This window comes from Peribacillus sp. NPDC097225, from assembly GCF_044761955.1.
GTDB lineage: Bacteria > Bacillota > Bacilli > Bacillales > DSM-1321 > Peribacillus.
The window spans coordinates 452,157-477,325 of sequence record NZ_JBIWDJ010000002.1; the positions used below are offsets into that span (position 1 = coordinate 452,157).

25 protein-coding genes and 2 pseudogenes are annotated in these 25,169 nt (G+C 34.8%); 10 read left to right on the plus strand and 17 right to left on the minus strand.

The genetic code is table 11. The features are described 5' to 3' along the window. Window positions 1-242: 242 nt before the first annotated feature. Window positions 243-986: an SDR family NAD(P)-dependent oxidoreductase gene (locus tag ACIQXH_RS08025; RefSeq protein WP_403122936.1), complete on the minus strand. Its 744-nt coding sequence runs from the start codon at window positions 984-986 to the stop codon at window positions 243-245. Between the two features lie 438 nt (window positions 987-1,424). Here ACIQXH_RS08025 and cyoE point away from each other — a divergent pair, with 438 nt between their 5' ends. Further along, window positions 1,425-2,321, plus strand: a complete 897-nt coding sequence (gene cyoE, locus ACIQXH_RS08030; protein WP_402876089.1) for a heme o synthase — start codon at window positions 1,425-1,427, stop codon at window positions 2,319-2,321. Window positions 2,322-2,493: 172 nt separating this feature from the next. Here cyoE and ACIQXH_RS08035 read toward each other — a convergent pair whose 3' ends face one another. Further along, window positions 2,494-3,411, minus strand: a complete 918-nt coding sequence (locus tag ACIQXH_RS08035; protein WP_402876095.1) for a DNA/RNA non-specific endonuclease — start codon at window positions 3,409-3,411, stop codon at window positions 2,494-2,496. A gap of 606 nt (window positions 3,412-4,017) precedes the next feature. On the opposite strand from ACIQXH_RS08035, the gene ACIQXH_RS08040 reads away from it, so the two are divergent. From ACIQXH_RS08040 to ACIQXH_RS08050, 3 genes are all read left to right on the plus strand, one after another. Then, on the plus strand, window positions 4,018-4,647 hold the full coding sequence (locus ACIQXH_RS08040) for a nitroreductase family protein (protein WP_403122938.1): 630 nt from the start codon (window positions 4,018-4,020) through the stop codon (window positions 4,645-4,647). Window positions 4,648-4,927: 280 nt separating this feature from the next. Continuing rightward, window positions 4,928-5,356: a MarR family winged helix-turn-helix transcriptional regulator gene (locus tag ACIQXH_RS08045; protein ID WP_402876086.1), complete on the plus strand. Its 429-nt coding sequence runs from the start codon at window positions 4,928-4,930 to the stop codon at window positions 5,354-5,356. 363 nt (window positions 5,357-5,719) lie between these two features. After that, window positions 5,720-5,947: an IS3 family transposase gene (locus ACIQXH_RS08050; protein ID WP_403122941.1), complete on the plus strand. Its 228-nt coding sequence runs from the start codon at window positions 5,720-5,722 to the stop codon at window positions 5,945-5,947. A gap of 254 nt (window positions 5,948-6,201) precedes the next feature. Here ACIQXH_RS08050 and ACIQXH_RS08055 read toward each other — a convergent pair whose 3' ends face one another. The 3 genes from ACIQXH_RS08055 to ACIQXH_RS08065 are packed head-to-tail and all read right to left on the minus strand — an operon-like array spanning window position 6,202 to window position 9,181. After that, window positions 6,202-6,828: a response regulator gene (locus tag ACIQXH_RS08055; RefSeq protein WP_403122943.1), complete on the minus strand. Its 627-nt coding sequence runs from the start codon at window positions 6,826-6,828 to the stop codon at window positions 6,202-6,204. 48 nt (window positions 6,829-6,876) lie between these two features. Further along, entirely contained in the window at window positions 6,877-8,295 is a 1,419-nt protein-coding gene (locus ACIQXH_RS08060) for a HAMP domain-containing sensor histidine kinase (RefSeq protein ID WP_403122946.1), read from the minus strand. Then, a complete protein-coding gene (locus ACIQXH_RS08065) occupies window positions 8,279-9,181 on the minus strand; it encodes a substrate-binding domain-containing protein (protein ID WP_403122951.1) in 903 nt (300 codons plus the stop codon). Before ACIQXH_RS08065 ends, ACIQXH_RS08060 begins: the two co-directional genes overlap by 17 nt. Window positions 9,182-9,442: 261 nt before the next feature. On the opposite strand from ACIQXH_RS08065, the gene ACIQXH_RS08070 reads away from it, so the two are divergent. The 4 genes and pseudogenes from ACIQXH_RS08070 (at window position 9,443) to ACIQXH_RS08080 (ending at window position 13,408) form a co-directional block, all read left to right on the plus strand. After that, a complete protein-coding gene (locus ACIQXH_RS08070) occupies window positions 9,443-10,876 on the plus strand; it encodes an MFS transporter (RefSeq protein WP_403122953.1) in 1,434 nt (477 codons plus the stop codon). Window positions 10,877-10,917: 41 nt separating this feature from the next. Further along, window positions 10,918-11,041, plus strand: a pseudogene (locus ACIQXH_RS20440) (transposase zinc-binding domain-containing protein); the annotation flags it as partial. Window positions 11,042-11,637: 596 nt separating this feature from the next. Further along, window positions 11,638-12,222, plus strand: a complete 585-nt coding sequence (locus ACIQXH_RS08075; RefSeq protein ID WP_403122956.1) for a Crp/Fnr family transcriptional regulator — start codon at window positions 11,638-11,640, stop codon at window positions 12,220-12,222. Window positions 12,223-12,439: 217 nt separating this feature from the next. Continuing rightward, window positions 12,440-13,408, plus strand: a complete 969-nt coding sequence (locus ACIQXH_RS08080; protein ID WP_403122959.1) for an NAD(P)-dependent alcohol dehydrogenase — start codon at window positions 12,440-12,442, stop codon at window positions 13,406-13,408. A 269-nt stretch (window positions 13,409-13,677) separates the two neighbouring features. Here ACIQXH_RS08080 and ACIQXH_RS08085 read toward each other — a convergent pair whose 3' ends face one another. The 3 genes from ACIQXH_RS08085 to ACIQXH_RS08095 form a co-directional block, all read right to left on the minus strand. Continuing rightward, window positions 13,678-14,001 carry an MDR/zinc-dependent alcohol dehydrogenase-like family protein gene (locus ACIQXH_RS08085; RefSeq protein WP_403122962.1) on the minus strand — a complete coding sequence of 108 codons (324 nt, stop codon included), beginning with the start codon at window positions 13,999-14,001 and terminating at the stop codon, window positions 13,678-13,680. Window positions 14,002-14,135: 134 nt separating this feature from the next. Next, entirely contained in the window at window positions 14,136-14,339 is a 204-nt protein-coding gene (locus ACIQXH_RS08090; RefSeq protein ID WP_403122964.1) for a hypothetical protein, read from the minus strand. Window positions 14,340-14,439: 100 nt separating this feature from the next. Then, window positions 14,440-15,198 carry an SDR family oxidoreductase gene (locus tag ACIQXH_RS08095; RefSeq protein WP_403122967.1) on the minus strand — a complete coding sequence of 253 codons (759 nt, stop codon included), beginning with the start codon at window positions 15,196-15,198 and terminating at the stop codon, window positions 14,440-14,442. Between the two features lie 310 nt (window positions 15,199-15,508). Between ACIQXH_RS08095 and ACIQXH_RS08100 the strand changes: the two genes are divergently transcribed. Together ACIQXH_RS08100 and ACIQXH_RS08105 are read left to right on the plus strand one after the other, a co-directional pair. After that, a complete protein-coding gene (locus tag ACIQXH_RS08100; protein WP_403122970.1) occupies window positions 15,509-15,877 on the plus strand; it encodes a tyrosine-type recombinase/integrase in 369 nt (122 codons plus the stop codon). Further along, complete coding sequence (locus ACIQXH_RS08105) at window positions 15,877-16,002, plus strand: hypothetical protein (protein ID WP_403122973.1); 126 nt, start codon at window positions 15,877-15,879, stop codon at window positions 16,000-16,002. Before ACIQXH_RS08100 ends, ACIQXH_RS08105 begins: the two co-directional genes overlap by 1 nt. Before the next feature lie 795 nt (window positions 16,003-16,797). Here ACIQXH_RS08105 and ACIQXH_RS08110 read toward each other — a convergent pair. The 9 genes and pseudogenes from ACIQXH_RS08110 to ACIQXH_RS08150 all read right to left on the minus strand — a co-directional run bounded on the left by ACIQXH_RS08110 (window position 16,798) and on the right by ACIQXH_RS08150 (window position 24,980). Next, a complete protein-coding gene (locus ACIQXH_RS08110; RefSeq protein WP_403122976.1) occupies window positions 16,798-16,956 on the minus strand; it encodes a hypothetical protein in 159 nt (52 codons plus the stop codon). A 25-nt stretch (window positions 16,957-16,981) separates the two neighbouring features. Next, window positions 16,982-18,237: pseudogene (locus tag ACIQXH_RS08115) on the minus strand (McrC family protein). A gap of 601 nt (window positions 18,238-18,838) precedes the next feature. Continuing rightward, the gene (gene rbsD / locus ACIQXH_RS08120; protein WP_403122979.1) at window positions 18,839-19,225 is read right to left on the minus strand and encodes a D-ribose pyranase; all 387 of its coding nucleotides are present in this window, start codon (window positions 19,223-19,225) and stop codon (window positions 18,839-18,841) included. Between the two features lie 5 nt (window positions 19,226-19,230). Then, window positions 19,231-19,422 carry a hypothetical protein gene (locus ACIQXH_RS08125; protein ID WP_403122981.1) on the minus strand — a complete coding sequence of 64 codons (192 nt, stop codon included), beginning with the start codon at window positions 19,420-19,422 and terminating at the stop codon, window positions 19,231-19,233. Between the two features lie 96 nt (window positions 19,423-19,518). Next, a complete protein-coding gene (locus tag ACIQXH_RS08130) occupies window positions 19,519-20,511 on the minus strand; it encodes an ABC transporter substrate-binding protein (RefSeq protein WP_403122984.1) in 993 nt (330 codons plus the stop codon). A 23-nt stretch (window positions 20,512-20,534) separates the two neighbouring features. Then, window positions 20,535-21,530 (minus strand): ABC transporter permease, encoded by a 996-nt coding sequence (locus ACIQXH_RS08135; RefSeq protein WP_403122987.1) that lies wholly within the window; start codon window positions 21,528-21,530, stop codon window positions 20,535-20,537. 13 nt (window positions 21,531-21,543) lie between these two features. After that, a complete protein-coding gene (locus ACIQXH_RS08140; protein WP_403122990.1) occupies window positions 21,544-23,043 on the minus strand; it encodes a sugar ABC transporter ATP-binding protein in 1,500 nt (499 codons plus the stop codon). Between the two features lie 154 nt (window positions 23,044-23,197). Further along, window positions 23,198-24,133 carry an aldo/keto reductase gene (locus tag ACIQXH_RS08145; RefSeq protein WP_403122993.1) on the minus strand — a complete coding sequence of 312 codons (936 nt, stop codon included), beginning with the start codon at window positions 24,131-24,133 and terminating at the stop codon, window positions 23,198-23,200. Between the two features lie 16 nt (window positions 24,134-24,149). Next, window positions 24,150-24,980, minus strand: a complete 831-nt coding sequence (locus ACIQXH_RS08150) for an amidohydrolase family protein (RefSeq protein ID WP_403122995.1) — start codon at window positions 24,978-24,980, stop codon at window positions 24,150-24,152. Window positions 24,981-25,169: the final 189 nt, after the last annotated feature.

Genomic DNA, 25,169 nt, shown 5'->3' on the forward strand with positions numbered 1-25,169 from the left:
GAAGTAAGAATTTAGCTGTTTTATGGTTTTCATCTAGGTTTAATTGCAAATACTCCGCTCCATTTCCCCATCGTACTGTCTTCATATATTCTTTGCTTTAACTGGACAAGCCATATATCAGTTTAGATCTATAACCATAAGAAAGCACAATTCCACTACAGAATTGTGCTCAATTAATAATAGGAATAATCTATAAGACCTAAGGCTTCATTTGAAAATTTCCTCATAACCATTCCTCTTTTTTATAGGTCAGAGATCATTCCGCCATCTACTACAAATTGACTTCCAGTCGAATAGCTAGAATCATCGGATGCAAGGTACATAACTAAATTAGAAACTTCATTTACTTCTGCTCTTCTTCTTAGGGGAATATCTTGTTCAAGTTGCTTTAGATATTCTTCAACATCTGGTTGGTCAGCCATAGGGGTTTTGATGATTCCAGGATGTACGGAATTCACACGGATATTATAGGGTCCAAGCTCTGCAGCAGCCCCTTTTGTCATACCTGTGACAGCATGTTTAGAAGCACTATAAGCAATGGCCGTTGGCGCACTTACTAAACCATCTACTGATGAAATGTTAACAATTGAACCTACGCCAGCTTTTTTCATAGAAGGAAGTACTTTTTGCATTCCCAAGAATACTCCCAGTTCATCTACTTTAAATGTTAATTCGAAGTCTTTTACGGTTAATTCTTCTAAAGTTTTGAAAATACCAATGCCTGCGTTGTTTACTAAAACATTGATTGGACCAAATGTTTCTTCTGTTTTTCCTACTACTTCTACCCAGTTCTCTTCACTAGCAACATCTAATTTAAGAGCGATTGTATTTTCTCCCAATTCATTGGCTAGTTTTTGTACACCTTCAAAGTTTAGGTCCGTAATTGCTACTTTTGCGCCTTCTTCCACGAATTTACGAACATGCATAGCACCCATACCTTGTGCTGCCCCTGTAATGATAGCTACTTTACCATCTAATTTACCCATGATATTCCTCCAATGTTAAATAAAATTCTCATTTACTTTCTTACAATTATTATTTGTCAACGGAATCTATTTATCCATTCGATTCTGGATATTCAAAACTACTCAACATCGTCCACGCAGAAGAATGTGGCTGTGACATTATTTTCTCTTTCTTTATTACAATTACTTTTTTCGAGAAGTCCATTGCATTCACTAACTGCATATTCTTAATATCTATGTTTGGTCGACTAAACAACATCTTTTCGGTAAGACTACACCCTAGTACCAATCTATGCTATAAAACAAAGAAATGGATAAAGTTCATCTATATTTTTATCTCATTAGATATAGACATGATATAATTAAAAATGATTGTAGAAAAGCAATATTATGATGGAATTTAGCTAACCTTATAGGTTATATTAGTTCTTGTGAATAAAAGAGGAGCTACAAAATACAATGAAAAAGCAATCACAGAGGACCTTATGGGCTCAAGTAGTTAAAACAGGAATTATCAAGTCAAATCTTATTCCAATGATCGCAGGATTAATGCTCGCTTTATATACGTATCAATACAGTTTTGTAGATAACGTTTGGAATGTAGTTTTTGCATTTTTAGGAACAGCAGCCGTTATAGCCGCAGCCGGTGCGTTCAATAACATTTATGATCGCGATATTGATGCCATTATGGCTCGTACAAAGGTTCGCCCTACAGTTACAGGTGCTATATCAATTAAAAAAGTTTTAGTAGCTGCCATTTTATTACTAGTGATCGGGTTAGTTTTATTATATTTAACCTCTCCATTAGCATCTTTACTTGGATTTTTAGGGGTATTTTTCTACGTTGTCCCTTATACAATGTGGACTAAACGCCATACTATTTGGAATACGGAAGTTGGGAGTATTTCTGGTGCCATGCCTCCTTTAATCGGTTGGGCATCAGTCGCTCCAGATATTTGGCATCCCGCTTGCTGGGCATTGTTTTTAATCATGGTGATTTGGCAAATGCCTCACTTTTATGCGATTGCCATCCGTAAGGAAAAAGATTATGCTGCAGCGAATATTCCAATGCTTCCCGTTGTCAAAAGTAGGAAACGGACATATATTCAAACCAACTTCTATTTGATTTTATTGGTGCTATCCAGCTTTTTATTTCTACCACTAAGCTTAGGTCTCACCTTAATTTCACTTATCTTAGGCCTAATTTGGTTAGGGCTCAGCTTATTCGGACAACGTAAAAACGAACTGAAGGTTTGGGCAAATAAAATGTTTGTATTTTCCTTAGTACACATGATGGTCATCTACTTTACGGTAATTATCTACGCTTCAATCGGGTTAATTTTAAACGCATTATAATGAACGTACTTAACCAGCATACTTCTATAAGCTCAAATACAGCCAATTAGGCAAAATAAAAAACGGGGCTGTCCCAAAAGTCTGGCAAATGACTTTTAGGACAACCCCGTTTATTTATAAAATTAATGCAAAAATCTGTTAGTGAATAATCTTTATTTTACCTTAAAGGCTCTTACTCACCTACCATACCGTCATTATCGTTATCACGCATATAGGGATATAACCAATGATCCCTCGTTATGGGCATACTGAAACCTGCTTCTTTTGCTTCTTTAATCGTAACTTGTCCATTTCCGTTAGTATCAACACTAGAAATATCACCGTTTTTATTTGAACTCGTTGAATTTTGATTTGATCTATCTGAATTAGAAGGTTTGCTGCCTGTTAAACCGAGTGATGCATTTACTTCATCAGGGTTTCCATTGTCAAATGAATCAACAATCTTGTTGCCCCTTAACGTATAGGTATATTGATAATGTGAAGGAATCTGCGTTTTCGAATTTGGATATGTAATAATCGCTTCAAAATTAGTGGCTCCACCTGCACTACGAATCGCATTCTCCATATAAGCTTGGTCACCGTGGCGGTTAAGTGTACTATCTTGTGGGGTAATATTATATGCATTCGATACCCCTCCGAGAGAATCAGCGATGATATGTCCTTCATCTAGAACATCACTTTCGACACCTGGAACTTTCGCCTCATCAGAATAGTATCTTCCAGACGATGTTACAGGTTCGTTACGGTCATCTTGTAAAGTGATTTCGTCAGCGATGACACGTACTAGTTGCCCGTATTCATTAGTAAATGCCCAATATTCACGGTCCCCATAGCCAATGTCAACAACGACGTTGGGTTCACGATATCCAGACAAATCACCACCATCAATTTCAATACGTTTGTATCCTGGGAACTTTTCATCGTTTGATTCGGTTGTTGTTTCTTCAACTATTGATCCGTCAAGATCCGTATTGATAGTCTCTTCCTTTATACTATTTTCATCAGTATTGACTGTGGTTACTTCTTGTGAATCTGTTTCTCCTTCTGTAATGGTTGCATTTTCTTCGTTCGTGCAACCAACCATAAACATAATCGTCAAAAGTAATGCTAAATAACTTGTTATCCTTTTCACTTTTAGGACTCCTTATAATAGTATAATAACTTTACTAACTTAATAACCTTAAAAACATTTAAGTGTATCTTATCACATATTGTTATTCTATTTTTCTTTTCCTCTGTACAATTCACACGATAACTCACGTACAAATTCACATACTCAGCTAAAATTATTTCCGTCAGTGTGATCTAGGATAAGTTTCCATGTAAAAAAATACATAGCAGAACCTAATGACAGGTGCTTCCATGTATTAGTACCTAAGCAATTTAATTTATATCATCATTATTTTTTCGTGGTAATCCCTATTTAGTGCCCAAACTCAGGCAACCCGTTGCTATCTTTTTGGCTTCACATATAAATAATTAATAACAGAAAAAAAGACTAAAACTTTTGGTATATCAAGGGTTCCGTGCTACCCATCAGATGACCTGTAAGGGAATTGAACCCCCAATTTCTTCCGTGCCAATTGTCCAATCATTTGCCTATCAAAAATCCTGAATCGATAAATGACTTGTCAACTGTTGACTAATCAACTATAATGAAAGCCGAATCAAATTCCAACAAAAAAGGGTGAAAAATATGATACAACAAAAAACAGCTTTAGAAAAATTAATGGATGAACGTAAATCGGTGCGTAAATACGAGCCTGGTGTTACTATTCCTCGTGAGCAAATTCAACATATTTTAGAACAAGCAACATCAGCTCCATCATCAAGTAACTTACAGCCTTGGCGCTTCCTTGTTATTGATGATCAAGAGCAAAAGAAAGAACTACGCATTGCTGGATTTAATCAGGAACAAATCGAAACATCATCAGCGATTATTGCGGTATTAGGCGATAATGAAATGTATAAAAACGCTAAAGAAATTAATGATTTAAATGTTGAGCTAGGTTATATGCCACGTGATATTGCTGATATGATGATTGCCAATTCTGAATCTGCATATAGTAATTTTTCTGAAATTGAACGAACAAATATTGCACATTTAGATGTTGGTTTAATTTCTATGCAAGTAGTACTTTTAGCGAAGGACATGGGCTATGAAACAGTAATAATGGGCGGTTTTGATAAAGCAGCATTCGCTAAAAAATATGAGCTACCTGCCAATGAGTTACCGATGATTTTAATTGCTATCGGAAAGCCTGCTATGCCAGCACGTAATTCATCACGTTTACCGTTTGAACAAATTATTCGTTTTTCAAGCTAAGTGAATTAGAGGAAGTATTCACATGACGTGTTATTGATTCGTATCACTAAATCATTAATCATATCTTGATTCACGTAAGTTTGAAATTTGTTACACTTTATCCAAATGAACGGAAATGCTATCATATAGGGATCGCAAAGCGTCCAAAAGCTAAATGTAACAAAGAGCAGTTTTTGGCATACATCATTAGATACCTAAATTGCTTTTATAATAGGGCCGAATTCGAACACAAGTTTTAGTGAGCGCAAAACGACGAGCAACCAATGTGAGGAGGAATAGTATGGAAGTTTGTTTGGATGATAAGAAACAAATGATTATGATGTTGAAAAGGTTAGACCGTCACGTCACTCAAATTTTTGAAAAAAGAACAGAAGTTAGTTTGACTAGATATGAAATTTTAGTTTCTTTAGTTAAAAAGGATAGTGTTACACAAAAGGTACTGCAACAATCCTTAGCTATCGATCAATCGGCCATTACGCGCCATTTAAAGTTGCTTGAAGAACAGCAATATGTCGAACGCAAACGTAATGAAAAAAACAATCGCGAAGTACTTGTAAAGATTTCAGATAAAGGACGAGCATTATTAGAAGGCTGTACAATGTTTAAAGATCAATTTATGAATGATCTCTATGATGATTTTTCAGATAGCGAATTAGAGCAACTCAAGCAATTTCTCACGCGCTTAAATTACAATATTGAGAAGCTTTGATTTTTGCTCTGCATTGTAAAAATCTATTGTATTAAAACAGACTAAGAATAGCAGCCAGTGCTTTTGCAAATACTTGTTTTTCATCTGAAGCAGACGTAAGGATTTTTTTTCTTCTGTAAATGCAGCCCTCAGTTGTTCATTTCCCTCTGCATAGCCTTGATATTTCGCAACTGATCCTGTTTAACTATAATTCATATCTACAAAAGAAAAGCTGTGCCGAAATCCACTCAAACCTGGATTTTGACACAGCTATTTTTCGCTTATTAAACTATTCCAGTACCGCGACAGCTTCGCAATGTGGTGAATTTACTCAACATTTCAATATTAAGCAATCCTTCCGCCAAAAAGGGTGCCCCCCCTGTATTGAATCTTTTTATGCCAAATAAAAAGAAAGAAGTGAATCACGTACAATATCAAGACTTCCATACAGCAAAATTAGCGATGTTCCAATTTATTGAGGGTTGGTATAACAGAAAAAGGATTCATAGTAGTTTAGAGTACCAAACCCCACAAGCGATTGAAAATCAAATTAGGAATCCAGCTATAAATTTAACTTTTGCGTGTCCAAAATACACAGCAGGCATTCTCTGAAAGTTTACGAATTAATAAATATAACAAAAGAAAAGCTCTTCTTAGGCAGGGAGATACCACTTCCATTAAATGTTGTTTCGTATTAATGTGATGTGTTAGGTAGTTTTTTATAGTGGATTTGATACCATCTGCCCTAGCAGCAAAATTGCGTTACCCAGAGAAACAAGTTCTAGTAATCGTTGGAGGTATGGTTTCTGTCCCTCGATATATAAACATTAGCGTAGCGAAAAACAGGCACCGACATTCAGCTGCCTCTATATATCAATCAAATTATGTTTAAAAACGAATTCAACCAGTTCACTTTTTTTAGTAATGTTTAGTTTATTGAAGATTCTTGTTTTATGTGTGTCTACTGTTTTTATACTTATCAGTAGTTCCCCTGCAATTTCAGTTAATGAATGTCCCTTAACAATCAGCTGTAGTACTTCTTGTTCGCGGGGGCTTAATGTAGAATACATCTTGTGAATCTTTTCTTCACTCTGCTTATTTTTTATCATTGATGTCATTTCCTTTGGGCGTAAGTATATATAGCCATCCATAACTGTATCAATAGCAGAATACAATTCTTCATCTACAGCTACTTTCGGGACGTAACCCGATGCACCTGCTTCCATAATTAACGATACATATTCCTCATCTTCGTACATTGTTAAGACAATCACTTTTGCATATTCATATCGTACCCTTATATTTTTTAGTACCTGTAGTCCGTCCATACCGGGCAAAGAAATATCGAGGATTAAAATATCCGGCACTAATTTATCATAAAGCTCAAGAGCTTTATGCCCATCATCAGCTACTCCAACAACTTGATAAGAAGTCCGTTTTTGCAATAAAAGTTTTAACCCTGATATAAGAATGGCATGATCATCAACTAGCATAATACTGATTTTCCTTTTGAAACTCTGTTTCAACTTTACCACTTCTTTCTAATTTAATGGTAGAGAAACGGAAATTTCTGTTCCTCCCATCTTGTTCGTCCTGATAAAAAATGTACCACCCTGCAACTCTGCTCTTTCCTTCATGCCATGTATACCAATCCTATTTTGTTGCTTAACTTTTTCAAAATCTGCTTCATGAATTCCCTGACCATTATCATTTATGGTCAAATTAATCCATCGTTTATTAATATCCAAGCCAATCATAATTTCAGTAGCTTTGGTATGTTTCACCACATTATTCATGCTTTCTTGAACAATTCGGTATAGAGCCAACGTAACATGTTCAGCTATTGTAACGTCATCATCAGGAACAAACAAATGAACTTGGATTTTGTATTTTCCCTCAAAATTTTTCGCATATTTTTTTATCGCTGAAACAAGCCCCATCTTATCAAGAATCGGTGGCCGTAATTCGACGGCTAGATCCCTTATCTGTTTTAAAATACCTGCAGCTATATCTCTGCTTGTATAAAGTAACTCACGTTGTTCACCATCTTTCGCCTCATTAGCCATAATTCGCATGGTTAACATTAATGAGGTGAGAGCTTGACTTGTCTCATCATGAAGTTCACGTGAAATTCTTTTTCTCTCATCCTCTTGAACAGATAATAACTTCGATATCAACTTATCACGCAATAAATCCTTTTGTTGAAGTTCCTTAAGTAAATAGTCCACTTCATTATTAGAATTAATAAGATGATCAGTCATTTCATTAAAAGCTTGTGCTAGTTTTCCAATCTCATCGTTATTGGTTCCTTCTGCTCTTAAGGACAAGTTACCTGCCGATATGCCTAAAGCTACATCTACTAAAGTATTGATCGGTTTAGTTATCATACGGGTAGCAAAATAAGCCATTCCCATGGCACCAATTGATATTAGTAATGTGACAATAAGTAATTTAACGATTCTAGAATATATGTATTCCAACGATTTTTCCTCTGACATCCCCACTCGAACATACCCTACTTCTCCTTCTTCGATAGGAACAATGACATCGTGGATATTACCTTCATCTGAGGATAAAGTCGCATCCTCTTTTTGGGTAACCCCTTTTGGTGTATGTGCCTTTACTATTCCTTTTGGAAGAATCTCAGGATTCGGAAATGTATGAGCATAAAGCGTGCGACGACTATCAAAAACTAAGATATAGCGAATTTCTTCATCTACCTTTTTTGTTTCTTTAATAAGATTATCCACCGCATATTGATCGTCAAAGAGAATGTAGTCTGAGCTTATTTCTGCAACATTTTTTGCGATATTGGCACCTCGTTTCGAGAGATCCTCCGTCATCATATTTGTAAGTGAATCCCATATGATCCATCCAAAAATGCTAGCTAGAAAAAGTGTGGAGAACATGATAGCCCCAAGTATCTTTTGGTTTATTTTCAAGTTATTTATCCATTTCATAAAGAACCTCATAATATTCCGAGTCGAATGGGATAAAGCGATCAATATATAAACCTTGAAGTGCTAGCTTCATAGAATCCTGTTCGTGCATAGTAAGAAAACTCGCTTTAATCATTTCCTTTTCTTCCTTAGCTAAATTACTTCTGATAACAACAGGTCCAGTACCTAACGGCATCGATTTTCCGATAATTTTTAATGTTTTGACTTCTTTAGGGTTTTCACGTTCCATCGTTTCAAAAACTAGGGAATTGACAGCTGCAGCATCTACGGTATTATTTAAAACGGCACTAAGGGATCGTTCATGGCTATATGTGTATACATGTCTCCCAAAAAAGCTTTTGATGTCTTCCCCCAAATTTTCCAACTCTTCTTCCACAAAAAGATATCCAGAATAACTTGAAGGATCATAAAATGCAACATCTTTGCCTTCCAAATCATCAATTGTCGAGAAACCGCTTTCAACACTTGCAACAATGTAACCATAATAATAAGGGCTCCCAAATCTTTCTTGCGTTGCAATTCCTTCAAATCCTCCGTTTTCTCTATACGTGATATAAGCTCCTGTTGGAAGCAAGGCTATATCAGCTCCCCCATTGATCATTAGGTTGTTTATTTCATTATAACTTCTGCGTTGGATTAAAATGGCTGGTCGGTTAAGTTTTTTACCGATATAATTTGCGATTTTTCGATAGTAAATAATCGTATCCGTTGGAGAAAGCACACTCGAAATGGCTAAACGGATCGGATCTTGTTTATCCTCTTTACTATCTGTAGGTTGCTTTTCATATTCTGAAAAATCAATTTTATAGGTTGATAGGTTTGACCCACAACCTATTAATAAGGTGATTATTAATAAAACCGGAATAACCTTGAATAATTTTCCCATAGTATCCCTTTCTAGGTCGAATTCCTCAACAACAATTCGCAAATTAGAGTTTTATTCCTAAATTAGTATTTACTATTATATCACAATCATAGTTTCACATTGTCACAATTTTAATAGTATTAGTCGCACAGTGTAGGATATTTTCTGACAGGTAATAGGAAATCTGCTGATAGTTTAAAGGGTTAAAAAGTAAGATAATACTATTATGTAAAACACTTGTGTTACCTACCTTTTTTAAGCGCTTCCATTATAACAGGAGGGATGCCATTAGAAGATATTTCAAGCAGCTTAATAAAATATGCTAATAGAATCAAGACTTTAGAACTTATAATATACTGTATTGGAGTGGTTTCAGTAATGGAATTAGTTAACCAAAAGCAAAATACCGAGAAATTTGCACGTTATCTCTATCGGCGGAAAATAATTTTTCTAATTGCATTTCTAGGGTATGTATGTGCTTATCTTGTTCGGAATAATTTTAAGTTAATGTCAAATAGTATCATGACTACAAATGGATGGGATAAAACAGATATTGCTTTGTTACTTTCTTGTTTAACGATTTCTTATGGATTAGCTAAGTTTTATATGGGAGCATTAGGAGACCGTGTTAGTATAAGAAAACTTTTCTCGGTCTGTTTGGGAGCAAGTGCCTTAATCGCCATTCTCATTGGCTTTTTCAACACATCGATTGCAGTATTAGCCATTCTCCTAATATTGAGTGGAGTTGTACAAGGTGCTTTAGCTCCTGCCTCTCAAATGATGCTTGCTAATTATTACTCGAATAAATCTCGTGGAGCAGCCATTGCGGGTTGGAATATCTCACAAAATGTGGGATCAGCTTTACTTCCTTTGATCATTGTGGCCCTAACCAGTATGGGTCTAGTCGTTCCTGAAACAGGAAATATTTTCATGGCTTTTTTAGTTCCAGGAGTTTTGGTGCTGATTTTTGCATATTTATGTTGGCGTTATGGCGGAGATAGCCCTGAATCTGAAGGCCTCGATTCCTTAAGAACCATGTATGGGGATGCCGGGGAATCTAATGTGGCAACTGAAGAAGAAAAAGTTGGACTGAGCTATTGGCAATTAATTTGGAAATATGTTTTTACCAATCCACTAATATTACTAGTATCTGCTGTCAACGTGGCCTTATATTTTCTCCGTTTTGGAATTGCAGATTGGATGCCAATTTATCTTAGCGAAGTGGGGAACTTATCGAATACAAGAGCACAATTGGCTGTTTCAGTTCTTGAATGGATTGCGATCCCGGGATCACTTATATTTGCATGGTTAGCTGTTAAATACCCAAATAAAATGGCTAAAATTGGAGCAATTGGCTTGTTTGCCATGGTGGTGTTTGTCTTTTTCTACGAGAGCTTAGTTAGCGGTGGTGTAAAAAATTACGCATTATTCTTGGTGGTTTGTGGGATTTTAGGAGCCTTAATTTATGGACCACAATTAATTGTTAACATTCTAACAATTGACTTTGTTCCTTTGAATATAGCTGGGACGGCAATTGGCTTTGTGGGTGTTACAGCGTATTTAATTGGAAACATGGGTTCCAATTGGTTAATGCCAATTTTAGCTGATCAATTTGGTTGGTTCTGGTCTTATATCGTTGTAGCCTTCTTATCAGCATTTGCAGCGGTAGGCTATCTAGTGTTGTCAAAATCCGAACAGAAAGTAAAAGTTGTTTAATAACTCTTAAAATAATCGATTTGTGGATAACTGTTCAGTGAACCGTATTTGGTTGCTTTACTTGTAAAAGCCGTTATTTTCATAAGTGTGGAAAGCAGTACACAGATGATTGGTCTGAAAAAACTACAAGAATTATTATTTGATGTTCCTCATCGTCACATCGTATTGAAAACTAAATATTCTTTAGTTTACTAAAGGGCAACAAATTGTGAACAAAGCAAATATCTTGCAAAAGTATCTAATCATCCTAACATTTAGTGCCTTTTAAGTTAACATAGCGTCATTTGGTTACCTTTCACAAAAGAATGTTATTCAACAATCTGGCCCTTTAGCTGAAGAAAGCATAACCCCTTTTTAGGAATTGCGCCCGATTGTTGAACATCACATTATTCTATTCAAAATAAGAATCAGAATCATTTTACCCTTAAACTTTCACAACATAAAAAGTATTTTATGTGTATACTATGTTGCCACATACCATATGTGCCGACTGTATGTGGCAACACATTGATGCTTGAGGATTTAAGTAATTGGCTAGGTCCTACAATCGTAGAACCTGGCCCTTTTTAGTATGCCTAAATTTTTCTTTTGGAATGTTATTAGATTAATTTTTATATGTTTTATTATAAATCCTTTCTTTACTTAAGTATCCCTTTAGTTGAATAGTAAAAGAGACGCTATTTCTATTGTTTCTATCTAATAAAGGTGTTGAAATGATTAAGATACATTTAAATTGCTTCAATTAGAGAGGGAGAGAATATATGATTGATATACTCTTAAAATATATGTCTGACTTTACTTTAATCAGCGAAGATGAACAGCGGGCAATCTCTGAAAGTTTACGAATTGATGAATATAAAAAAGGACAATATCTTCTTAGACAAGGAGAACTTTCCGCCATTAAATGTTATTTCGTATTAATGGGGTGTGTTAGGCAGTTTTTTATAGATGAATCAGGTAAAGAAGTAACATCAAATTTTTTCACTGAAGATCAAGCTATTCCAATTATCAACGAAAAGACTCAAGATGACTTATCTAAGTATTCATTAGTGTGTGTTGAAGATTGCATATTAGTTGTTGGTGATGTTGATTCTGAAAATACGATGTTTAACAAATACCCACAACTTGAAATAATGATACGCAAAATGATGGAAATAAACATTGGTGAAATACAAGAACAATTCGGTGAATTTATTGGTTCTTCTCCAGAAGAACGATACGAATCTGTTTTAAGGAAACGCCCCGAGTTAATTGACCGTGTACCACAACATCAATTAGCTAGCTATCTTGGAATTACTCCTGAGTCGTTAAGTAGAATAAAAAAACGAATTAAAAAAAAATTATAAAATAGATTTCATCCGTAATCATCCTGCTTCAAAGTAGCAACTAGCCCGAAGACTGAATCACCAAATATCATTGAACCATATATCACACTTAACCTTTGTGATACCAGCTAAAAAAATTTATAAAGTATCTAGAAATTAACTTAAGTTAATGAACGGTTTTTATCACCTTGTTATTATTAAATTTAATCAAAGATATTAGCATTTGGAGGGGATTTTTATGAAGGCGATAGTTTGTGATAAATATGGTTCGCCCGATGTACTTGAATTAAAGGAGGTAAAAAAACCTTTTCCTACCGAGAATCAAGTATTAGTTAAGGTTCATTCAGCATCTTTAAACTTTGGCAACTTAGTTCTTTTGAAAGGTAAACCCTTTTTAGCCCGTTTTGCCTTTGGACTAACAAAACCAAAATACTCAATTCCAGGAGGTGACATAGCTGGTACAGTTGAAGCTGTTGGGGAAAAAGTTAAACTATTTAAAGTAGGTGATGAAGTATTTGGTGACCTCTCTGGTTGTGGCTGGGGTGGTTTTGCTGAATATGTAACGGTCCCCGAATTTGCTTTAGCCAAAAAGCCAACCAATATCTCCTTTGAAGAAGCTGCAGCGACTCCTATGGCAGGCGTGACTGCTTTACAAGGACTACGTAATAAAGGTGGAATTAAATCGGGGCATAAAGTATTAATCTATGGCGCATCTGGAGGCGTTGGTACTTTTGCGGTACAAATTGCAAAATCATTCGGTGCTGAAGTAACGGGCGTATGTAGTACACGAAACGTTGAAATATTGCGTTCTCTAGGAGCAGATCATATCATTGATTATACAGAAGAGTATTTCGCACAAGATAAGGAATGTTATGATTTGGTTCTAGGCGTGAATGGTTCTAATTCCCTTGCAGCTTATAAACGTGTACTAAAACTAAATGGGAAATTTGTTCACGTAGGAGGTTCGGAGTCTCAACTTTATCAAACATTATTTCTTGGACCTTTTATTTCATTGACTGGAAGCAAGAAAATAAGTAGCCTGTTACAAAGAGCAAATCAAAAAGACTTAAATGATATAAAAGAGTTACTTGAAATGGGAAAAGTAAAACCAATAATTGATAAACGATTTAAGTTAAGTGAAATAACGGAAGCATACAAATATTTTCAAGAAGGTCACGCTCAAGGTAAAGTGGTGATTACTTTATAATGAGTGCTTGCTCCACCATAAATAAATTAGAAATGCGATACCAAAACTTCTAAACATTCTACTTTTTATTTTATTTCACTATTAAACCAATTCTAACCAAGCGAACGCTTCACAATGTGTAGAATGTATGTGGCAACACATTGGTGCTGATGGGTTTAATTAAATTGATCCGATTCCTATTAAAGTGGAATCGATATTTTTTTATTCCTCTTTATCGGTATATTTTATATTATTGCCGCCGCAAGTGCAGTTATTGCTGTACTATTATATCAGCCGTTACTATCAGGAGATTGGTATATGGCCGTGGTGAATGGTTCGGAGACAGCCGTTTTGGTTGGTGTAATGAATGACATCGTATTTTTTCCGTTGTGAGCGAAATCTTCCTGGATATAAGACGTACTACAAACTGCGGTTACTTCAGCGCCAAAATCCACAGCAAGCTGAACAGCAAAATGCCCCACTCCACCCGATGCACCATAGATTAAAACCTTATCGCCTGCTTTTAGCTTCCCTACATCCCGTAATGCTTGTAGAGCGGTCTGTGCAGCGCATGGTATTGCGGCTGCCTCTTCAAACGTTGCATTATTTGGCATAAATGTTAGAACATTTTCTTTTGGGCAGACATATTCAGCATGGGAACCGACGCAACTTCCAAAAACACGATCGCCAATTTTAAACTTTTATACATTTTTTTCCACAGCTTCAACGGTACCTGCGATTTCTATTCCTAGAATTTGCGTTTTTGTTTTATAAGACCATTCTCCATTCTTGTTGGCAAATAACCTTTTCGATATAGAGTGTCATATTTATTTACAGAGGCGGAGACCACTTTAATTAATCCCCTATCTTGATCTTTGATGAACGGTTTCTCAACATACCTAATCTCCATTACTTCAGGGGAACCATAAGAACTATAAATTGCTGCTTTCAACTGTTTAACCTCCTGTAATTATCAAATCGTTCGATATCATCAATTCCTTTCAAAAAATGCTGTTTACTTGATACCTTATTGATAAATTCACTCAGTAAATTTAATTCAGCTTATTCCTTAGATAGTCCTCATAAGTAATCATCCCTTTCTTTTGCATAGGATTTGTATTTTTCCCTTCAATCAAAGAATTGTATAGTTTTCCTGAAAAAGGAATACCTAAAACATCATTGGTTTCATTGTTAACCTTAATTTTTAACTCCGCCATTTCTCTTAATGTCCTTATCTCTGGACCACAGAAATCATCTAATTTTCCTTGTGGGCCTTTATTAACTAAATCGATTAAATGTCTAGCGAATTCATTGACATCCACGCTTTGAAATTTAATCTTTCTAGGGACTATATATCTTTTAAAGAAAGGTTTTGATAAGAATAAATTCTCAACAAAGCTATGAAACTGAGTTGCACGAGCAATTGTATAAGGTACAGAACTATTTTTTAATAATTCTTCTGCTTTGTATTTAAGTTTATAATATTTGAAGGGGATTTCCTCAATACCTACAATTGATGGATAAATAAAAAGTTTTATGTGATGCAACTTGCTTAAAAGTTTTTCAAACCCATCAACCTCAATGCTTTTAGAATTTTTTATCGGACTAGTTGCTGCGTGAATAATTACATCAACATCTTTTACCGCTTCTTCTAAACCTTCGCCAGATAATAAATCGCTGTAAACCCATGTAAAGTCTACTCCTTCTGGTTTTCTTCTCGAAGTTATTTTTACTTGATAATCTAAACCTTTTAATTGCTTTAACAAAGCCGATCCTAATTGTCCTGTTGAACCAGTTACAAGTATTCTCAAGTACAACTCTCCCATTCAGATGGATTATCTTTGTACTGTATATTCAGAGGTTGGTTACTTTATTCTACTAACCTCCTATATGATTGACCAATTGTATGCTCAAAAGTTAAATGAAGGACGATCAAATGCTTATGTAAAGAAAATCCATAACTTGTTATCGAAAGCATTGCAAAAAGCGGTGAAATGGGTCTAATTCTAAAGATGCCACTCCGCCATCCATTCATAAGAAACACAAGCAAGTATGGACATTGGATGAAGCAAAAGGATTCCTAAAGGTTTGTGAAGCAGAAACTGCCTCGCTCTTTTTCTAGTGGCACTGTTCACTGGCATGAGAGGAGGTGAAATCCTTGCCTTGCGCTGGAATAACGTTGATTTAGAAAAAGGTGTGATTCATGTTGCTGAAGCTTTAGCACGAACAAAAGCGCATGGGCTGAAACCGAAAGAAGTGAAAACCACTCATTCAGAACGAGCTATATTTCTGTCTCCCAGCCTCACAGAAGCTTTGACCATACACAAACAGCACCAAACCGATAATCCTTTGGATCTCGTCTTTCCTTCGAAAAAAGGAACGTATATCGAATCAAGGAATTTGCTGAGGATGTATAAAAGCTTAACGGAAAAAGCAGACGTTCCATATATTCTTTTCATAATCTTCGTCATACACACGCAACCATGTTAATGCGTTCCGGTGAGAACCCAAAGGTTGTATGTGAGCGATTAGGGCATGCACGAGTCAGTATCACGCTCGATATTTATTCACATACAAATGAGGAGATGCAGCGAAAAACGGCCGATTGGACATAATGGACAAAAAAGAAAAAACGACACAAGCTGGAACCCTTGACACGATTGATGTAAATGGATGTTTTGTGCAGTGTTTGTGCAATTTCTGTGCAACGCATAAAAAAACAGCTAAAAATCAAGGTGTCAGAAAATAAACAAAAAGCCGCAAACCCTTGATACACAAGGACTTGCGGCTTCTAGAAATGATGATTCCGACTGGGTTCGAACCAGCGACCTCTACCCTGTCAATCTTATTGAGTATAATCAACCTAGTGCAACTACGTTAAATAAGTACGAAAAAGCTTGATTTATCAAGGTTTGGTAAAGGGTCAAATTAAATCAGTTAAATAAGTTCAGCTCAGAAAAATAAGTATGTTAGCAAATGTGTTAGCAAGTTGGTGAGCAGATGGTCTGCTACAATAATCATTATGACTAATCGTTTAATTCTCTTACACTGACCAGTTAGAAAAAGGATTTGAACAACATTCTGAAAGAACACAACATTTATGAGATAATTTAGATAGGGATAGAAAAAATTTATACCGTTTATAATACTAACAAATATACACTTGAGGTGAGTTGTTTGAAAAAAGAGGTTGTTAGAAGTTTCCTCGAGAAGTAAGTACATTATAAAACAAGGAAATGCCGTGTACCAATTCACACTTCGTTTATAATGTTCATTTCCAATTGCCACCCAAAACGGACGCTTAGTAAAATAAATATGACTCTTTTTCATTACTTACATTAAGAATCCTCATTAAACTGTTTCCTCAAATCCATCATTGTGGGTATGGTTACTAATAAGGAAAACTCCTTCTATTGTAAGCTGTCTTCTCCAAAAACTTTCTTAATTGTACCTTCAGTTAAGTTTTTCATTTTATACTTTGGTGCATTAATTAATTCATTTAATTGCCTAGGTAAGCGTTCATATATATCTTCGAAAGACGTAGCAACATCATCCAACTTGTATTTCATTATGACACCTCCATTTAAAAACATCCTATATCAGATTTTCTTCTGTTATCGCTTTTATTTCTTCCAAGGCTTCTTTCTCATTCTCATAATTAATGGTATAGCACTTTATCCTTTTATTTGAGTTTCCATCAAGATGCCAAGAATTCAAACATTCCCCGCTTTTGAAATTATTACTAGAGTCATATGGATACAATAAAACTACAGTTTGAACCTTATCGTATCTTGTTAGGTAAGCATACATCTGGTATAAATCGTTCCTTTGTACTCCGTGAGAATTGCTTTTCGGATTATATCTTTTCCACTTTGTATAATAAGCTGCTTATCGCCATTCTTGTTAATTAGTAAATCAGGCTCTAGTTGGAAATTCTTATAACCAGTCTTTTCATTAACCAACAACCGATATCTACGGTCTTTTATCGTCACGTCAGAAGTAACTTTTTTTGCTAGATACGCAGTATATTCTTCAAACAACTCATTCATTTTAAATAAAATGGAGAAACTCTTTGACAGACCACTCTGAAATGTACTAGAACTCTCTAAAAGAATTAATTTTGCCAATAAATAGCTGTCATAGAAACGTCGGTTACTCCTATTAAAATGTATATTTTTTATTTGATAAGGCGTAATGAGAGTAGAACTTACTTCATCAAACTGAACAATACCCTGCAATAGCAATCGCTGAGTTTCATTAGATTTAATATTCCTTAATAGCTTTAAAATAGTTAACTTAAATATTCGATTTAGAGGGTTATCGGTTTTAAACTCATCAAACTCACAAACAACTGCAGTTGATCTACTAGCATTATTTCTAATTTGCTTTTTCACATCAATCTTCCCCTTAATACGATGGAGATGATCATTTTCTACTACATAAGTTTGATATAAGCCCTTCTTAACTTCCTTATTTAATCTTTTAATAAAGAGATACCCGATAATTTCTAAAAGGTTTTCTCTTAGCAGAGATAATTCACTTATCTCTGACTCATTAATTTTTAAGAAGCCTGTACAATTTAACAAATTTATTAAAACTTTACGGGAGTGTTCCAAATTATTACCATGTACTTTGGGTAAGATTTCAATTGAACAACTAGATAGTCGAATGAAGCCAACATAATTAATAAACCTTACTTCACTTCGATTAATGATAATATTATCATTATCTAGTTCCTTAGATATAACATACTCAGCTAATTCATCTGCTTCCTGATGTGTTAGGCATTCTTCACCCGCTTCTTTTATTGTAATAATATCAAACCCCTCAATTACAACCAGATGTTTCATTATACATCCTCATAAGTAAGTAATATCCCTAACCCACTTAGTATAATCATAAGTCTGAATATTCTTTCTTTACCCACAACAATTAAACACTAACCTTTGCTGATTAAATTACTGAAAGATTATCGACATAAAAATATACAAACACTAAGCACAACACTCCGATTTTAACTTCCCAGATACTAACGCATTATTTGCCTCAGTAATCAAAATAAGTATTGACGCAAAAGCAAGATCTAGCCATATAGTTACATCAAACTTATTTCTCGAATCAACGGATTGTTTAAACATTGTTAAAAATAATACGAAAAATATGGGCAATACTATTTAAATAATCATTGGTCTCGAAATAAAATTTAAAAGCCACTCCATCTTTCCATTGAATTATCGCTTAACAGATGAATAAAAAAAGCATTCATAATTAAAAAATCATGAATGTCTACTTATTTAGTTAATGCAATGCTCTTGTCTCTCTACATCTTATTAAACAACTAGTCTCATAACGAATGAATACTTTCTCACCCATAAACAACACTTTTTTATTTCTGTATATTATTCCGATTAGTAAACTAAATAGAATATATGATATTAGTTCATTACATCATTAGCCAGATACAATAATCATATTGCTATACGGAATCGTCTCACCTGTTCTTATTACAGCTCGGGATTCTGTCGCAATTTCTTTAAAATATAAATGACTTACATATTCGAATTGATAGTCCGAAAATTCCTTTATTAAAAAATCATGATATTCTTGACTAACATTTTTCATTTCCTCTGCAATAAAGATTCGATCAATTATAAACTGTTCACTAACTACTTTCAGTACATCCATCATTTTAGGGATGTCGTCTACTAAAGCAAGATCTAGCCTTTCTGGACCAGTAGGAACCGGAAAGCCTTTATCACATAATGTTAGAAGTTCAGTATGGCCTGTTTCCGATAAAATACGATTTAAGGTTGGGTTTAAAATTCCTTGTTTTAACATATAAGTTACCCCCTTTTAGTAAGTGCCTTTGTTGTTTGAGCGTTAGTAATTTCTTCTCTAATACTAGGTAGTGGTTTTTTTAGCATATATGTTCCAACACTTTGATGCTCAATTGTGCCAATTAACTCCCAACCGTCCATACCTTTTTCTACAACCTCGTCCCAAGTTGATACTCTTATATGGCTCCAACGTTTCATAAGTCCCTCCAAAATCTTCTACATTTAAATGAATAAAAGTAGCATTTAAAAATATAGAACGAAAGGGTTATATCCTCTCGTTCTATAATTAATTGCTTACTTACCTAGTGGATTTAAAAGTTTTTGAACTTCTTCACTTTCAAGGTTCTCTTTGTTTACGTAAGTTACACCTGTATCAATAACCTTTTCAACTTCTTCACCTTTAATTACTTTCACTGCTTGTTTAACACCTGAGTAACCCATGTTAAATGGATTTTGTACTACAGTACCAACCATTGAACCGTTATTAATCGCATAAATTTCATCTTCTGAGCTATCGAATCCAACAACTGTTACTTTATCTTGAAATCCAGTTTGTTCTACCGCTAAAGAAACACCTACAGCTGATGGTTCATTTGTTCCAAAAATACCTTTAATATCAGGAGTTGAAGTTAAAATATCTTGCGTGATTGTCATCGCTTTATTTCGATCTGCATCACTATAGAAAGTATTAATAATCTCAATATTTGGATATTCTTTGATTTTACTAATAAATCCTTGTTCACGTGCAACTGCAGTTGAAGCACCTGCTACGAAACTAACAATCGCTACTTTACCTTCTTCACCAATTGCTTTTGCTAAATTTTCTGCTGCTAATACTGCTGCTGCTTCATTATCCGTTGCTACATGTGACTTTGGTGTATCAGAATTTAATTTTGAGTCAATCGTAATTACTGGAATTCCAGCAGCATCTGCTTTATCTACTACTGCAATTAATGCGTCTACATCTGAAGGTGCTAATACAATCGCATCCACCCCTTGGTTAATTGCATCTTCAACAATACTTACTTGTCCAGCAATATCTGTTTCATCTGGTCTTGCTTGGAAAGTAACGTTCACATTTTCTTCTTTTGCAGCTTCTTCAGCACCAGCATTTACTGTTTGCCAAAACTCTGAGTTATTTGATTTTGCAATAACAACAATTTTGTATTGGTCTTTTCCAGAAGCATCCCCTGTTTTCACACCACCAGAGGCATCATCCTTATTACAAGCTGTAAGCATTAAAACGAAAGCCATTAAAACCGCTACTAACAAACTTTTCTTTTTCATCAAAACCGTCCCCTTTTAATAAATTAAGATTTTTTTCGGCGTAAATTGTCAACATAAACTGCTGCAATTATTACCATACCAATTGCAATTTGCTGCCAAAATGGAGAAACATTCATTATGTTTAAACCGTTTCGTAAAACGCCCATAACTAAGGCCCCTATAACCGTTCCTCCAATTGTTCCAATCCCCCCCATTGTACTTGCGCCACCAATAACTACAGCAGCAATTGCATCTAATTCATAACTAGTACCTGCACTAGGTTGCGCAGAAATTAAACGAGAAGTTAAAATAATCCCTGCAAGACCCGCAAATAATCCACATAATCCATAAATTAATATCTTAGTTCTTTTTACATTAATACCAGATAAATATGCAGCGCTTTCATTACTACCAATTGCGTAAACTCTTCTACCAAATCTCGTTTTAGATAAAATTAAAACAGAAATAATCGCGACGATGACCATAATAATTACTGGAACCGGAATATTTAAAATTGTACCGCTACCAAGGAAACCAAATTCTCTAGGTAAGCCCGAAACCGGTTTACCTTCTGAAAGTAAAAACGCAGCCCCACGAGCAATACCCATCATCCCTAATGTCGCAATAAACGGAGGCAAATTCCCGTAAGCGATTACAAAACCATTTATTAAACCAGCGATTACACCGATTAATAATCCTAGAATTAGCGATAAAAAGATCGGCATACCTGCAACCATCAATTGTGCTGTAACAACTCCTGTTAGACCAACAATCGAGCCTACAGATAAATCGATACCAGCTTTAATAATTGCGAATGTTTGTCCAAATGCAACTATTGCAATGATCGATGTTTGAAGTGCAATAGTTAGAAAGTTATTAACAGAAAAGAAATTTTCCGTTGCAACTGAGAAGAAAACACCTAAAAAAATTAAACCAATCAATGCTCCAAACTTGTTGAATATAGTGGAAATACCTAACTTCTTTTTATTACTAGATAATTCGATACTATTTTTATCTTTCACTACATTCTCTATAGCCAAGGTACACACTCCTTTAATTTATTGCATATTTTATAATTTTTTCTTGAGTTGCCTCATCTCTTAATAGCTCTCCTGCTATTCTTCCTTCTTTCATGACTAAAATTCGATCACTCATCCCTAACACTTCTGGTAGCTCGGAAGAAATCATAATAATTGTAATACCGTTTTCAACAAGCTCGTACATTAATTGATAGATTTCATATTTAGCACCGATGTCAATACCCCTAGTAGGCTCATCAAAAATTAAAATCTTCGTATGCTTACATAGCCATTTTGCTAGAACTACCTTCTGTTGGTTACCACCACTTAAATTTCCTGTCAGCTGCTCAGATCCGAATGTTTTAATTTTTAAATCATCAATATATTTATCTGTAATATTTATCACTTGTCTTTGTTTCATAAATCCAAAAACATTACTAAAATCGTTATGGCTCGATAAAATTACATTTTCTTTAATATTCAAAGAAAGTGCTAGACCATTTTTTTTACGGTCTTCAGTTATATAACCGATACCTAATCTAATCGCTTGTTCTGGTGACTTAATTTTCACTACTTCATCAGCTATAAATATTTCACCTGAATCAATTTTATCTGCACCAAAAACTGCTCTCGCTAGCTCTGTTCTTCCCGAGCCCATTAATCCTGCAATGCCTAATATTTCACCTTTATGTGCAGCGAAATTAATATTATGCAATATCCCATTACGATTTAAGTTTTTAACTTCTAATACTTGTTCTGCCTTTTGGTAATTTGGCTTTTCTGGATATTTTGAAGTCAATTGTCGACCAACCATATCTTGAATTAATTCATCAAGACTTTTATCTTTGAATAAATATTCCGAAACAAACTCTCCATCTCGCAGTATTGTCACGCGGTCAACAATTAAATGTAGTTCTTCCATCCTATGTGAAATAAACGCTACAGCAACGCCATCTTTCTTTAACTTATTTACGATTTCAAACAAAATATCAATCTCAGAATCCGTTAACGCTGCAGTTGGTTCATCCATAATGAGTAGCTCACAATTAAATGATAGCGCTTTTGCGATTTCCACCATTTGTTGCTCTGCTACGCTTAAATTTGCAACTTTTTCTTTTGGATTAATTGGAGAGTTTAATCTATCCAAAACCTCTTGTGCATCTTGATTCAGCTTACTATCGTTAATTAAAAGTTTATTAAATTTCGAACGAGGCTCTCTGTTAATATAAATGTTCTCAGCAACCGTAAGCTCAGGTAATAAATTGAACTCTTGATACACAATGCTAATTCCTAGCTCTTGTGCTTGCTTTGGATGCGAAACTTTCAATGGCTGCCCTTTATAAAGTAGTTCTCCTACATCACAAGGAATCGCCCCTGAAATAATTTTCATTAAAGTTGATTTTCCTGCTCCATTTTCTCCTAATATTGCATGTACCTCACCTTTTCTAAGGTTAAGATTTACATTATTAAGTGCTTTAACACCTGGGTAGGATTTCCCAATTCCCTTTGCTAATAAAAGTGTGGCATCTTCCAAAATCATCCCTCCCAATCCCCGCTAGCATTGTTATAATTAAGAGTTACAAATATGTTACTGATAACATTATTGAAATAAAATATACTAAAAACGTAAAAAATTGTCAATAAAATAGTTAGTGATGCCATTAGCGATATAATACGCAATTGATTTCTCACTTAACTAATTCTTTATAATTTCCACTTGACCACGATAAATTCATAACAGGATCTAAAATTTGAAGCACTTGATTTAGTAATTCATGGTTAATTGGCTGTTCAACCCACGAAATATTTTTCTTTATATTTTCTACACTCCCTGTGCTAACTAATGTAGTTGGAATTTTAGCGTTTTCAACAGAAAATTGAATAGCCAATTTCGCTAAATCTTCTCCTTGCTCCTGACAAAAATCCGCTGCCTTTTTACAAGCTTCTTTAATTTTATCGTTCGCAGGATGCCAATCCGGTATTTTTCTTCCAGTCAGCAATCCCATTGATAATGGTGACGCACTAACAAGCCCAACATTTTTATTGTCAAGATACGGAACAAAATCAACAAGGGATTGATCGTTTAATGAATAATGACAGTACGATAAAACTGCATCTACATATTGTTTTTCAAGCACATCCTCGAAAGCCTTTAATGGCAGACCACTAATACCAGTAAATCTTATCTTCCCTTGTTTTTTAAGCTCATTTAACGCTGGTATACTTTCTTCAACAATTTGGTTATACGATCCAAATTCAATATCATGTAAATATAAAATATCGATATAATCCGTTTGTAAACGGTTCAAGCTTTCCTCTACACTGCTGAAAATTTTCTCTTTTGAAAAATCAAATTCATTTTCTCCATAACGCCCTACCTTTGTGGAAAGGAAAAAACGATCTCTATTTATATCTTTTATCGCTTTACCTAACACCGTTTCCGCCTTCGTTATACCATAATAAGGAGAAACATCGATGTAATTAATACCGTTTTCTACCGCTTCAGTCACAGTACGAATGCCTTCTTGCTCATCAATACCCCGAAAAACAGAGCCTAGAGATGATCCTCCGAAGCTTAAGGATGATACTTTTAATCCTGTCTTGCCAATTTCCCTATATTCCAATTTATCCACCCCTTCATTAATCTTTGATTTGATAAAATTCCATGCAATTAACACCTAATATTTTCTTTTGCGCCTCTTTACTAAAGGAATCTATGTAGTTTTCTACAATATTCATCACTTCAGAATACTTTTTACTAACGGTACAAACCGGCCAGTCAGAGCCAATCATCACTCTATCTACTCCGAACGCATTTATTACTATTTCTAGGAAAGGCTCAAAATCTTTTTGTTCACAATGCAGCCAATCTGCCTCTGTGACCATTCCAGAAAGCTTACAATATACATTTTTATTCATTGATAAGCGTTCTATGTTTTCTTTCCATTCGTGAAAATTTGAATTTTTAATATCTGGTTTTGCAATATGATCAAGAACGAATTTTTGATTTGGAAGTTTCTCAACAAGTTTGATTGCGGCCGGTAACTGCTTGTAGCTGATTAAAATGTCGTACGTCAGATTATATTTTTCCAATCTACTAATACCATGTAAGAAACGTTCGGATAACATAAAGCTATCTTCTTCATCCTGTAAGACATGTCGGACACCCTTCAACAGTGGATTTGCAGCATAATCTTCCAATTGTTCCTCCACGTTAGGTGCGCATAAGTCTACCCATCCTACAATACCTTTTACGAATTCATTTTTTTCTGCTAGTTCCAAAATCCAATTCGTTTCTTCAATCGTTTGTCTAGCTTGCACTATAATCGTTCCGTCATATCCGTGATTAATTAATATTGGTTGTAAGTGCTCTGGCGTAAAATCTCTTCTGATGTTTTCCATATCATCATTAATCCACCCATATTCCTGTTCGTTGTAAAGCCAAAAATGCTGATGTGCATCTATTTTCATATGCGCCCTCCTTTAACTCTCAGAATTTATAAATTGTGTGATTTCATTTAAGAAATTTAAAATTCTTATTACATTCACTCAAAACATACGAATCATGTAAGAGTATTACATTTCCCGAAAAAATATAGTTTAAGTAATTATAAACTACAGTTATATTTTGTTATCGGTAACAAAAATATAACACCTCAA